General features: G+C 48.6%; 10 protein-coding genes and 1 other annotated feature. Of the genes, 7 read left to right on the top strand and 3 right to left on the bottom strand.

All coding sequences use genetic code 11. The annotated features are described in order from the left end of the window. Positions 1 to 105 precede the first annotated feature (105 nt). The gene (locus BFJ94_RS15035) at positions 106 to 1074 is read right to left on the bottom strand and encodes an aldose 1-epimerase (protein WP_120463398.1); all 969 of its coding nucleotides are present in this window, start codon (positions 1072 to 1074) and stop codon (positions 106 to 108) included. Positions 1075 to 1222: 148 nt separating this feature from the next. Beyond that, positions 1223 to 1468 (top strand) — a binding site (T-box leader). 111 nt (positions 1469 to 1579) lie between these two features. Between BFJ94_RS15035 and trpS the strand changes: the two genes are divergently transcribed. The 3 genes from trpS to BFJ94_RS15020 all read left to right on the top strand — a co-directional run bounded on the left by trpS (position 1580) and on the right by BFJ94_RS15020 (position 4353). Further along, positions 1580 to 2560, top strand: coding sequence for a tryptophan--tRNA ligase (trpS, locus tag BFJ94_RS15030; protein ID WP_120463397.1), 981 nt, complete (start codon positions 1580 to 1582; stop codon positions 2558 to 2560). A gap of 244 nt (positions 2561 to 2804) precedes the next feature. Continuing rightward, the gene (cyoE, locus tag BFJ94_RS15025; RefSeq protein WP_120463396.1) at positions 2805 to 3740 is read left to right on the top strand and encodes a heme o synthase; all 936 of its coding nucleotides are present in this window, start codon (positions 2805 to 2807) and stop codon (positions 3738 to 3740) included. Positions 3741 to 3753: 13 nt separating this feature from the next. Beyond that, a complete protein-coding gene (locus tag BFJ94_RS15020; RefSeq protein WP_120463395.1) occupies positions 3754 to 4353 on the top strand; it encodes an SCO family protein in 600 nt (199 codons plus the stop codon). Positions 4354 to 4398: 45 nt separating this feature from the next. On the opposite strand, the gene BFJ94_RS15015 is transcribed toward BFJ94_RS15020, so the two are convergent. After that, positions 4399 to 4746 carry a toprim domain-containing protein gene (locus BFJ94_RS15015; protein WP_120463394.1) on the bottom strand — a complete coding sequence of 116 codons (348 nt, stop codon included), beginning with the start codon at positions 4744 to 4746 and terminating at the stop codon, positions 4399 to 4401. Between the two features lie 397 nt (positions 4747 to 5143). After that, the gene (locus tag BFJ94_RS15010; RefSeq protein ID WP_120463393.1) at positions 5144 to 6295 is read right to left on the bottom strand and encodes an MFS transporter; all 1152 of its coding nucleotides are present in this window, start codon (positions 6293 to 6295) and stop codon (positions 5144 to 5146) included. A 276-nt stretch (positions 6296 to 6571) separates the two neighbouring features. Between BFJ94_RS15010 and BFJ94_RS15005 the strand changes: the two genes are divergently transcribed. The 4 genes from BFJ94_RS15005 to BFJ94_RS14990 all read left to right on the top strand — a co-directional run bounded on the left by BFJ94_RS15005 (position 6572) and on the right by BFJ94_RS14990 (position 12499). Further along, positions 6572 to 7015, top strand: coding sequence for a hypothetical protein (locus BFJ94_RS15005; protein WP_438803693.1), 444 nt, complete (start codon positions 6572 to 6574; stop codon positions 7013 to 7015). Positions 7016 to 7070: 55 nt separating this feature from the next. Further along, positions 7071 to 8222 (top strand): transglutaminase domain-containing protein, encoded by a 1152-nt coding sequence (locus tag BFJ94_RS15000; protein WP_120463392.1) that lies wholly within the window; start codon positions 7071 to 7073, stop codon positions 8220 to 8222. Between the two features lie 96 nt (positions 8223 to 8318). Further along, positions 8319 to 10385 (top strand): peptidoglycan D,D-transpeptidase FtsI family protein, encoded by a 2067-nt coding sequence (locus BFJ94_RS14995; RefSeq protein ID WP_120463391.1) that lies wholly within the window; start codon positions 8319 to 8321, stop codon positions 10383 to 10385. A gap of 104 nt (positions 10386 to 10489) precedes the next feature. Then, the gene (locus tag BFJ94_RS14990) at positions 10490 to 12499 is read left to right on the top strand and encodes a peptidoglycan D,D-transpeptidase FtsI family protein (protein WP_120463390.1); all 2010 of its coding nucleotides are present in this window, start codon (positions 10490 to 10492) and stop codon (positions 12497 to 12499) included. Positions 12500 to 12577: the final 78 nt, after the last annotated feature.

Genomic DNA, 12577 nt, shown 5'->3' with positions numbered 1-12577 from the left:
CTAGCGTGATCAAGCAGAAAAAAGCCAGCCAGAAATGTCTGGTTGGCCTAATAATACGAAGAGCCCTACACGGGAAGGGCTCTTGAAAATATCAGACAGTCTTCATCAGGAAGGATAAATCATATCCAGGTTCACATAGAATTCGACGGTCTGTTCAGGCTGAAGATCGATCAGTCCGGTGACTGACGCAGGGTGCTTGGAATTCGGGGCATCCGGCAGCCAGGTATACGGCTCGATACATAGAAATTGATCCGCATCACCTTTCGTATACAGAACCCAATGCTTGAAATAGGCGGGATCAGCGGAATAGTGCAGTCCGTAACCATCCTTGCGGAGCAGCTCGGCCGATACAGGTTTATCTCCAATTTGCAGCATCGTATCGAAGTTGGTTCCCTGTAGATTCATCCCTGTATTCAGCTGATCAAGCTCGCCTAGTGGCACGATGTCTCCGGTAGTGATCAGTTCCTCATTCGAGGAATAGATGGCGGATACCGGCAGTTTAAGCGTCCAATCTTCAGGCTTGCCATCCAGCAAGAACCAGGTGTGCAAGCCAAGACCGAACGGGGCAGGCTTGTCACCCAGATGGGTTACTTTGAACGTCTGCTTCAAAGAACTGCCTTGGAGACGTAAAGTCATCTCTAATTTAAGCGGAACCGGGAACTGGCGCATCCAGTTCGGATCGTCTGAGGTTATAAATTCAGTTGTTACGGCACAGCCTTCATCGTCCTCCTCGATATCGCTAACGCACCAGCTCTGAGTACGGTGAAGTCCGTGAATATGATTGTCATTGGCCGTATTGCGGTCAAATTGATACTCCTGTCCGGCATAAGTGAAATGTCCCTTGCGGATCCGGCCCGGCGGAATGAGCATGGGAATGCCAAAATGGTACGGCTTCTGCAAGTAGAAATCAAGCTCGCTCTCCTCGGGACGGCGAAGCACATGGCGCTGCTCAATATGATCCCAAATGCTGATTACATTATTACCAAGGCGGGGTAGCAGTGTGACTTCAAGTTCACGGCTATTTAGGATATACGTATCATAACCGTTCCATTGTCCTTTGGTCACTTTTTTCATATCGTTGCTCCTTTTCCCACATATTCATCTGAAATAATCGGTTTTCAAAAAGCTTAGCACTATCATAACACTTTTTTTCGGGGACGAAAAATAGATTTGACATTGTAGAATAAGCCAATTATGATGAGTATAACTTAGAATATCATAAATGAACACGATGATGGGGACAAGTAATCAATGCTTCTGATTCCTCCAGAAAGCCGGTGGTTGATGCGAACCGGTGGAAACAGCCTTGACGAATGGACCCCGGAGTTCCGGATGAACCCGTAAGGAAATGAAGCCTTATGTAAGTATTACCGGACGGCAGTTTCCACGTTACGGGGAGTAAAGGTATAGTTCATAGCAGTAGGGTTCTATACGAATAAGGGTGGCACCACGGTCTCACGTCCCTTTGGGGATGTGGGGCTTTTTTGCGTTATTCGCGTGAAGTGAACAAGTGCTGTGAATCGGCCTTCGAAACCCTGCTTTAAACTTAAATCTAAATATATGGAGGAGGCAGTTTTTTATGAAAAAAGTTCTTTCAGGTATCCAGTCAAGCGGAAAGCTGACGCTAGGTAACTATATTGGAGCTTTGAAAAATTTCGTCTCGCTGCAAGACGAGTATTCATGTAATTTTATGGTGGCTGACCTTCACGCAATTACAGTTCCTCAGGATCCTGCTAATCTGCGTGAGCAATCCGAGTCCGTAGCTGCTCTGTTTGTGGCCGCAGGCATCGATCCGAGCAAAGCGAACGTGTATATGCAGTCCCATGTCCGTCAGCATGCACAATTGGGATGGCTGATGACGACCTTGACATCGATGGGTGAACTAGAACGGATGACCCAGTTCAAGGATAAAGCGGCAGGTAAAGAATCTGTTGGCGCAGGATTATTCGTCTATCCGTCCTTGATGGCTGCAGACATTCTGATTTATAATGCTGATCTTGTCCCGGTGGGCGAGGATCAGAAGCAGCATCTTGAGTTAACCCGGGATTTGGCAGGGCGCTTCAACAGCCGCTTCGGCGAATATTTCACGCTTCCAGAGCCTTATATTCCGAAGTCTGGCGCCAGAATTATGTCCTTGGATGATGCCTCGAAGAAGATGAGTAAGAGTAATCCGAATCCAGGAAGCTATATCTCGCTATTGGATTCGCCGGATGAAATTCGCAAGAAGATCAGCCGGGCGACGACAGACTCGGGACGTGAGGTCAGATTTGATGCTGAGACGAAGCCGGAGGTCAGCAACCTTATTACGATTTATAGTCAGCTATCCGGGTTGTCTGTGGCCGAGGTGGAGCAGAAATATGAAGGCCAAATGTATGGGCCGTTCAAGAAGGAGCTGGCTGAAGTTGTCGTCAGCGTGCTTGAACCGCTCCAAAATCGCTATCATGAAATCCGCAATTCTGGAGAAATTCATGATATTTTGCGTCAAGGTGCCTTGAACGCTTCCGAAGAAGCGGAGAAGGTTCTACAGGATGTACAGCGGATGATGGGATTTGTTATTTAAGATATAAGCCAAAGTATGGCCCGGGCATGACTCATGCTCGGGCCTTTTTGCTGTTTGTATTCCGAACGAAACCGCAGAGTGCTTTGTCATCATTTTGTCACATAATCCCCTTTTTATCGGACGATTGTCAAACATTTCTGCTTCTTGGTATGATAAAGTTTATAGTGTAATATGAAATCATTGAATTATCTGTGAATTTCTTTATATAGGAAAACAATGACAAAGATAGGGGGAATTATTCAACATGGACAGAATTTCTTACTCTGCACCTACAGAATCGGCAGCATTGTCCGTGAGACCTACTCCTCCAGGAAAAACAGCGACTTGGAAGGATTTTATCGCTCTAACCAAACCAGGGATTTTGCGTTCAAATCTCATCGCGGCTTTTGCTGGCTTTTGGGTGGCTTCTCAGTGGCATCTACAATACGGCAAACTGATTTTAATGTTATTAGGAACCGTGCTGGTTATGGCATCCTCCTGCGTGTTCAACAACTACTTTGACCGTGATATGGACATGAAGATGTCCCGGACGCAGAACCGCGTGCTTCCAACCGGGAAAATGTCACCGAAAACCGTGCTTTGGTACGCCATTATTTTAGGCATATTGGGCCTATCTGTACTATTTATCGGCAATGGCTGGCTGGCTGGAGCCTTCGGTGCTTTAGGGATGCTTGTGTATGTAGTAGTCTATACGCTCTGGCTGAAACGCAGTTCAACATGGAGCACGTCCATCGGAGCGATTTCGGGAGCGATGCCTCCGGTGATTGGGTATGTAGCCGCTGCAGGCAAGGTTGATCTCGGGGCGATTCTCTTATTCGCGATGTTGTTCCTGTGGCAGCCGCCTCATTTCTGGGCGCTGGGTATCCGTCGCGTGGAGGAGTACCGGGCAGCGGGATTCCCGTTGTTGCCTGTGGTGAAGGGCATTCCGAGAACCAAGGTGCAGATGATTCCTTATTTGGTGCTGCTGCTACCCATTCCTGTTTTAATGTATGTATATGGCTATACCGGACTATGGTTTCTTGTCATCGGCGAGCTTCTGTCTTTATCCTGGCTGCTGATGGCGCTCATGGGCTTCAAATCTCAGGAGAATGAGGCTTGGGCGAAGAAGGTATTCCTGTTCTCAATCAATTATTTAACTGTCAGCATGATCGTCATGATACTCGATACAGTATGGTTGTAATGGAGGTCGGAGAATGACTCTGCTTAAGAAATATAAGTGGACCTGGATTTTGCTTGCAGTGTGCATCATCTTAGCAGGTTATCTGCTATGGACTACCTACGCCAAGCCTAAGCTGCCGGTGATCCGGCCAGTGGCGAGCTTCAGCATGGAGAATGTGGATGGACGTAATATTACTTTAGAGGATACTAATGGTAAGGTTAGGCTATTTTACTTTTTCTTCTCCAATTGTCCGGATGTATGTCCAGTAACGACTTTTCGCCTGAGTCAGGTGCAGGATCTGTTGAAGGATAAGGGACTGTTCACCAGTGATGCAGAGATTATCTCGATTTCCTTCGATCCGGAACGGGACTCTCGGGAAGCGATCAAGGCATTTGGAGATAAATTCAAGGCGGATTATTCAGGCTGGTATTTCCTGAGAGGGGATCAGCAGAAGACGATTGATCTGGCGATGAACTCTTTCAAAATATTAATTAACAAAGATCAGAATAACAATTTCGTCCATATGGATCTCATTGGCCTGGTTGACCGGGATGGCAATCTGCGGGAAATATACCGCCCCGAAGTCACTGCCCAGGAAATCGCTCAAGGGGTTATGGATCTGGCGAAGGAATAACTGCTTTTCTGCTCTTCTGCTGAAGAGTCAGGGCTTGTCTTAGGATCAGGCAAAGCCGGGGGGAGGATATATTATATATTCTTCTAGCCCGGCTTTTTCTAATTGGGCGATTAAATATTCATCAGGCGTCCCCTCCACACCGGCATAGCCTCTTCTCGTATAGATATGGATGGCGTCCGGGAAGGTATCTCGTAAGATGCCACGAATTTTTTTGCCTGAAGCGTCATTGTCCATGAACAGGTAGACATCATCATCTCCGGCCTGCTTGCGGAGCGATTCCAGCTTGGTGTTGTTCAAGGTTCCGAAGGTACAGAGGATATGTATGTCCTCATGAAGCAGCCTGCGCAGCTTACTGCGGTCATTCTTGCCTTCGACGATCATACTGACAGACATGGGAATTCACCTCGATTACAATGCTTGCAATATCGCATATCTTATAGTGTATATCGGACGGGTCTACCATGCAAAGTCACAGCAAAACGGCCTGCCGGGAGGGTGGCAGACCGCAGCCATGAATTCAAACCTAACAGAGAGGGGCACGAAGAATGATCACCAGCAAGATATAAAGTACAAGGATGGTCCCTGTTGTCGTCCAGAAACCGCCTACTCCTGGGCCGATAGGGCCCGGTCCACATGGTCCACAAGGATCGATATGACCCATGATTGCTCACCTCCCTTTATCGGTTGGGTCGGTAACTACAAAATATACTATGTTCAATCTACGCCATTGCCCTGTGCAATGGCCTAACTGTCTGAAAAATAAGTGAGCGCTATGCTATGTCTTAGCTCTTTATCTCTCCGTCGGGATCGTATATGCGGTCGGAATATTCCGTTTCCATGCAGGGACGATGATGATCACCAGCATCAGGATCACGAAGGCGAAAAAGTATGGCGAGTAGGTGTTATGCATCGTTCCGGCGATAATCGGGCCGAGAAAAGAGCCGATCGACATCGCGATAGATTGCAGGGAGAACACCGTGCCGAGCCGTTGACCACCGCAAAGATCGATGAAGACGGAGGCCATGGCCGGGAAGATCACGCCTTTAGCCATCCCCAGCGCGAACAGCGAGACGATAATAGGGACGGAATCGAGCGCAGCCAGCGAGAAGAATGACAGGGCGATGCCGAGTATCCCCAGATAGGTTCTGATATAAGGGGAGAAATGATTCAGGAACAATAGCGATAGCGTCGCCAGGGCGCCGAGGCTGATGATCGAGAAATAGAGCCCGGTATGCATTATTCCGGATACCCCTCCGGCTTGGAGCGGAAGTTCAAAGTATAGAATCCCTTGAGCACAGGAGACGGCAAAAGGTAGCAGATAGAAATAAACGGGAATGACATTGAGCTTTACAGGCACCTTCTGCGTGGGTTGCTGCTGCAGGGCTGTTTTTAATTTTGGCGGCTCTTTGATCGTGAACATCGCGATAACGCCCGTAGCGATCATCAGCCAGCCGAGCGCCTGGAAGGTGAGGGTAAAGCCCGTTCGCGCCACGAGAAAGGCACCGGCAGCCGGGGAGACCACGGAAGCCAGAGTGTGCATTACGCCGTGTCCAGCCATTAGTTTCCCTTGCTTCACGGCGTCGGTCGCCAGAGATGCCAGCAGGGCTAGACAGGCTGGCGACAGGAAGGCGAGCACGAATCCGCTGATCGAGCGCAGCACTAACAGCTGCCATGGCTCGGTAACATGGGCCTGCAGCAGCAGAATTACCCCGGCTGAGAGCAGGCTGAATATCATATAGCCGCGGCTTCCATGGCGGTCTACACCCTGTCCGGCGATAAGATTGCCTGGCAGATGTGTCAGCGCATAAATCCCCATCATCCAGCCGATGAAGGCGGGGGCTGCCCCGAGCGACAGTGCAAAGGGGGTCAGAATCGGGTATTGCGCATGCAGGTCGAAGAAAGCGAGGAACATAAAGAAATAAAGCCAGAAAGCGATTTTCACTGCCTTGCCCTCCTCTAAAATTCATTATTGCTATACTTGTACGTTGTTATGGACGAACTTATACCCCTTTTAGCGGAAGTTCAAAAAGTTCGCTTCCCCCAAACTTCTCGGTGTTGAAAGTCTTGCTTTTTTGAACAGGGCAGTATGTTTCTGAGATTTCTTGTTAAATTGGGGTTAAGCTGTCATTGAACAGGGCCATCATGTATAATAAGGAGGCGTCCGTTTTCATCGGGCAGCTCTAATATAATCTGAACTATCAGAGGTAGGTGTTAATTTATGGATTTGAATGTAGATGTGTGGTTTGAATTTCTGAAACAGAACTGGCTTGTGATTGTCGTGGCCCTGGTTGTCTTGCTTCTGGTGCTTAATTTTGTGAAGACGGTGATTAAATGGGCATTAGTAGCCGTGATCGCAGCATTTATTATCATATACAGCGGGATATCACTTAAGGATATTGGAGATGCGGTTACAACGGTGACGGATCAGGCTGTCGATATTACCAAATCGGAAGCCCTGGAAATGATGAAGAAGGAAGCGACAGAAGCTGAAATTACCCAGAATGGCGACGGGACATTTACCATTAAGACCCCTAATCTTGAAGTCACAGGCAATGATGGGGATGGTAAGGTGAAGGTCAAGTTCCACGGCGTTGCTCTAGGGGAATGGAAGATAAATGATACGATAGAGGCATTTATTCAAGAAGCGAAGCGCAATAAATAGCATGATAGGTCTGTCGAACGAATATGGCCATAAGTCATCGAGATAGGGGGCAAGCATGACGACGGTCTGGATTCAAAATATACAACAAATCAATTGGATAAACGCATTGCTGATATGTATTCTCGTTATTTCTGTGCTGCAGGGATGGGCGCGTGGGGCTTCGCGCTCAGCAGGAAGATTGTTCACGCTCCTCAGTGGGGGGATCTTATCCGTGGTAAGTATCATCGGTGCGATCCCCCTGACGGTCTGGTTATCGCCGAAGGTGCAGGATTGGCTGTCTGGAATTGCTTATCCGGAGCATGATATGGCGAAATGGGAGCAGGTCTATTATACGTTGGTTACTGCCATCCGCGATTTTCCGCTGATGCGTTTTGCTGTGCTCTTTATTGTCAGCTATTGGCTGGTTCGTACTGTTTTAGGGCTTGCCTCGGCATTTGTGCTGGGTGGAGGATCAACGTCTGAGCGGGTTCCGTTCGGCGGAGGCCGCAGGGCATCCTTCCTGAGCAGAATTGCGGGTGCTTGCATCGGTTCCGTGATTGGGAGCGTCAGATGCTTGATGGTCATCGTCATTCTGTTCATTGTGGTGACGCTGTTTCCAAGCAGCAGCTTCAGCCAGTACGTGCAGGCTTCCACAGTATACCAGCAGGGGGCGCGGACGGTGATCGAGCCGTTGACTGGTGATCTGATCAAGGAGAAGCTGCCGGTATTTACGCGCAGCGTCGAGGCGGAGCTCAATGGGATCCTGCAGCGGAAATATGAGGTAATCGATGCTAATATTCCTCGGGATATTGAACAAGCGGCTGCCAAGGTGACCGAAGGAGCGAGTAGCGATGAGGAGAAGGCAAAGCGTCTGTATGACTGGATCGGGTCCCGGGTTAGCTATGACTATGACAAAGTCAAGGATTATGAAGAGCGGGGGATTTGGCATGAACAGACGCCGCAGATGACCTTTGATACGAAGCTTGGGGTATGTATTGATTATTCACGTCTGTATGCGGTCATGGCCCGATCTCAGGGGCTGAAGGTCAAGGTAGTTACCGGACTGGGCTATGACGGGCGGGGCGGATATGGGCCTCATGCCTGGAATGAAGTGTATTTAACGGAGAAGGACAAGTGGATTCCACTTGATTCAACATGGGCGCGCAGCGGCAACTGGTTCAATCCGCCAGCCTTCGATGACACTCATATTCCCGATAAAATGACTTGAGTGGCAAGTTGGCACGGGGGTGTAACCTCGCATCTCATCGCATCGTTATGTTAATATAATTATGAAATATGGAAGGTTAAAAGAGGAGAAACGCCCATGAAAAATTCATACAATGACGATCCTCGTGAACAGGAAGCCCAGCTGAAGCGTCATTTTAATATTCGCTTGAATTTGTTCTTTTTCAGCACATTTATAATTTTTACGGTGATTATTGTCCGTCTGGCTATATTGCAATTCGTAGAGGGACCGAGCCTATCCCAGCAGGAAACGAGCATGCGGGTGAAGGATGTTCCACTGGCGCCGGTGCGCGGCTCTATATTAGCAGCAGGCGGCGAGAAGCTCGCTTACTCGACCTCGGTGCAGTCTCTCTATATTACTCTGCAGAAGGACTATAGCAAGTCGGAACGGGGCAAGAAGAATCGGCCTGAAGCGCTGGAAATCGCCAAGAAGCTGAAAGAGGTATTCGATAAGTATGGGGATAAGGTCAGTGAGCCGATGACGGAGGAAGACATTATTAAGGCGATGGACCTGGATTATAACAAGGGCAACGGTTATTCGCCAAGATTGATCAAGTCAGGGTTAAATGAGAAGGAAATCGCTTATTTCCTGGAGCGCAAATCGGAGTTCCCGGGAATTGATATCGTTGAGGATAGCGTCCGGCACTATGATACGGATACGGTAGCTGTGCAGACAGTTGGATATCTCAAGAAATTCCAGTCGATGGATGATGTGAAGTGGTATGATCCCATCCGGGAGGCGAATAACTCTGCGGATAAGGACCCTGCTCTGGATTATACAGCTTCGGAGCTTGTCGGTGCTGACGGGCTCGAGATGTACTATCAGGAGTATTTACGGGGCAAGAATGGTTACAAGAAGGTTCCGATTGATCCGCGGAATATGGCTACCGGAGTTTCGGAGATCATACCGCCGGAGAAGGGCTATGATCTGCACACGAATATTAACAAGAATATTCAACTCATTGCGGAGCAGGCCATTATGGATCAGCTCGATTGGGTGCATAAGAATCCGGTATCCGGCAAGGTTCATCCCAATGCGAAGACAGGATATGCTGTAGCGATGGAAGTGGACACGGGCAATGTGGTAGCGATGGCTAGCATGCCGGATTATGACACGAATGTATGGCAATCCGGGGGGATTAACTCGGACGATTGGAATAAGATCATGACCAACTATCAGAACGGGACTATAACTCCGATCAGCTCGGGCCGTTCCGGGCATAATTTTGACTCGACGGTACTATTGGGGTCTACGATCAAGCCTCTGTCCGTATTGATTGGGCTTAATGAAGGCTTGTTCAAGACTACGGATTATTACTCTGATTCGGGTATTGCTTATTTCGGTAAAAATAATTCTTCCAGTGTGCGTAACTCAGGCAGGCATGCTTATGGTCCTCTGAGACCTTCCGGAGCGATCCGCCATTCCTCCAATGCGTTTATGGTCGATATGGTTGGTGAGAAGTTGTGGAAAAAATACGGGGATAAGGGGATCGACGTCTGGGATAAGTACATGAAGGAATTTGGCTTGGGCGTATCGACTGGAGTCGATCTCCCTAAGGAATTTTTAGGTAATCTTAACTATATCAATGCGGAACGTGAAACGTCCTTATCACGGCTGGTGTACGCTTCTTTTGGTCAGCAGGCTGGTTATACGGCGATGCAATTGGCTCAATATACGGCGACGCTGGCGAACCGCGGTTCGCGAATGGAGCCTCATGTCGTCAACAAGATTACCGACGAGAATGGCAATATAGTTAAGGAATTCAAACCGAAGGTTCTCAATAAGGTTGAATTCAAGGATGCCTATTGGGATGAAGTCATCAGTGGTATGGAGACGAGCGTGCAAGCAGCATTTTCCGGATTCCCTTATGATTTCGCCCGGAAGACAGGGACTTCGGAGCAATGGGGGGCTGGGGCCAACCGGGATAACGGGGTGTTCATCGCCTTTGCTCCACGCAAAAATCCGAAGCTTGCGGTAGCGGTTATTGTTCCAGAAGGCGGCTTCGGGGCCTGGAGTGCAGCGCCTGTAGCTCGTAAGATCTTCGATGCCTATGATCAGGAATATGGACTGGACGGAATCCCGAAGAAAGCCAAAAATCAGCAAACGGATGGACAGTCAGCTAATCAGGATAATACAACGGAATAAGTAAGTTAAAAATCATAATGGATTCACATCAGCGATCTTTCACAGCAGAGCCTGCGGAAGATCGCTTTTTTTGTAGGGTGGATTATTAGAAAGGAGGGTGTGATGTGAAGAAGCTCTATATCACGGGCTTGAACGAGCGGGACAAGCTAGAACCAAGGCATTCCAATGTAAGGCTGAATTTGTTTTTCTTCAGTGCCTTTGCCATTTTTACAGTGATTATTATTCGTTTGGCCATCGTGCAATTCGTGGAGGGGCCGAGTTTGTCCTTGGTCGAGACCAAGTTAAGAGTGAGGGATGTGCCGATGCCTCCGATGCGAGGAGCGATCCTTGCCGCCAAAGGAGAGAAATTGGCGTATTCGATCCCGGTTCAATCCTTGTATTTGACTTTACAAAAAAGTAATTATGATCCGTCATCCGATTCTGGCAGACAGAATTATGAGGAAGCCGTCAGACTGGCCCGGGAGTTGAAGCAAGCCTTTGATAAGTATGGAAGCTCCGACAAGACGATGTCTGAACAGGAAATTATAGATAGTATGGATCTTGGCTTCCGGATTAATGGAGGGTTCACCCCGCGGCGGATCAAGACAGGTCTGACCTCTGAAGAGGTGGCTTATTTCCTGGAACGGAGGAGCGAATTTTCAGGTATCGATATTGTGGAGGAGGGTGTTCGGCATTACGACAAGGATAGAGTCGCGGTGCAGACGGTCGGCTATCTGAAAAAATACAGATCCACTTATGATTTGCCAAGGTACAAGCCGATTCGGGAATCGCAAGGCAATGATCCTGCTCTGCAATATACGGAGGAGGAATTCGTCGGCTTTGATGGTCTGGAATTGTACTATCAGAATGAGCTGCGTGGTAAGAACGGGTTCAAAAGCGTATCGATCGACCCGAGGAATATGGCTGATGGGATAACGGAAATTACCCCACCGGAGAAAGGCTATGACCTGCATACCACGATCGACAAAAGAGTGCAATTGACCGCCCAGCGTGCCATTCTGGATCAAATCGATTGGCTGCATACTCACCCGGTAGCCGGCAAATTACATCCCCATGCCAAGACTGGTTATGCAGTGGCGATCGAGGTAGACACCGGCTATATCGTCGCAATGGCGAGTATGCCGGATTATGATACGAACCTCTGGCCGACGGGCAGGATGGATTCCGAGCAATTTCGCAAGGTTGAGGATAATTATAGAAATGGAACGATCAACCCGTTTAGCTCCGGTCGTTCTGGACATGACCTCGATTCAACGGTGTTGCTCGGCTCGACTATCAAACCGCTGTCGGTGCTGATCGGATTAAATGAAGGCCTGTTTAAGACCACCGATTATTATGTTGACCGGGGAGCGGCCTATTTCGGCAAGAATAATTCTTCGAGAGTCAGAAATTCAGGGAATAGTGTCTATGGGCGAATCGATCCTGCTATGGCGATCAAAAATTCCTCCAACGCTTTTATGGTGGATATGGTTGGGAAGAAGCTGTATTACAAATATAATGCCAAAGGGATTGAGGTCTGGGATCGATATATGAAGGAATTCGGGCTTGGAACCTCGACAGGTATTGATCTGCCGGATGAATTTTTGGGCAAGCTGGAATACACTTCGGAATCAGAAAGTGTTCTTTCGCGACTGGCGTATGCATCGTTTGGACAGCAAGGTAGATATACAGTTATGCAGCTGGCACAGTATACGGCTACGCTTGCCAATCGAGGCAAGCGTATGGAGCCACACCTCGTAAGTAAGATTACGGATTCATCCGGGAATATGGTCAAGCAATTCGAGCCGACCGTACTGAATGAAGTCAAGCTAAATGACGCTTATTGGGACAAAGTGATCAGCGGGATGAAGACAAATGTGAGTTCATTTGAGGGATTTCCCTATGATTATGCCCGTAAGACAGGCACCTCTGAGCAGGACTATAGAGGCCAGAGGCTGGAGAACGGTGTATTTATTGCTTTTGCCCCGCGCGAGAACCCGAAGCTGGCCGTCGCTGTGGTGATTCCGGAGGGTGGCTTCGGGGCCTGGAGCGCTGCTCCCGTGGCGCGGAAAATCTTCGATGCCTATGACCAGGAGTATGGCTTGGACGGCGTACCGAAAGGGACAAATCAATAATAGGGAGGCAAGTGGAAGCTAGATTGAAAATTCCACTTGCCTTTTTGCCCTGTTATCGTTTAAAATTTGCATTAGGGA

The organism is Paenibacillus aceti, from assembly GCF_003614185.1.
GTDB lineage: Bacteria > Bacillota > Bacilli > Paenibacillales > Paenibacillaceae > Fontibacillus > Fontibacillus aceti.
This window is presented reverse-complemented; position numbering and strand designations above follow the sequence as displayed.

Excerpts from the sequence above, each read along its gene's own strand:
- BFJ94_RS15035 (WP_120463398.1), bottom strand. The coding sequence starts at position 1,074 with ATGAAAAAAGTGACCAAAGGACAATGGAACGGTTATGATACGTATATC.
- trpS (WP_120463397.1), top strand. The coding sequence starts at position 1,580 with ATGAAAAAAGTTCTTTCAGGTATCCAGTCAAGCGGAAAGCTGACGCTA.
- cyoE (WP_120463396.1), top strand. The coding sequence starts at position 2,805 with ATGGACAGAATTTCTTACTCTGCACCTACAGAATCGGCAGCATTGTCC.
- BFJ94_RS15020 (WP_120463395.1), top strand. The coding sequence starts at position 3,754 with ATGACTCTGCTTAAGAAATATAAGTGGACCTGGATTTTGCTTGCAGTG.
- BFJ94_RS15015 (WP_120463394.1), bottom strand. The coding sequence starts at position 4,746 with ATGTCTGTCAGTATGATCGTCGAAGGCAAGAATGACCGCAGTAAGCTG.
- BFJ94_RS15005 (WP_438803693.1), top strand. The coding sequence starts at position 6,572 with ATGGATTTGAATGTAGATGTGTGGTTTGAATTTCTGAAACAGAACTGG.
- BFJ94_RS15000 (WP_120463392.1), top strand. The coding sequence starts at position 7,071 with ATGACGACGGTCTGGATTCAAAATATACAACAAATCAATTGGATAAAC.
- BFJ94_RS14995 (WP_120463391.1), top strand. The coding sequence starts at position 8,319 with ATGAAAAATTCATACAATGACGATCCTCGTGAACAGGAAGCCCAGCTG.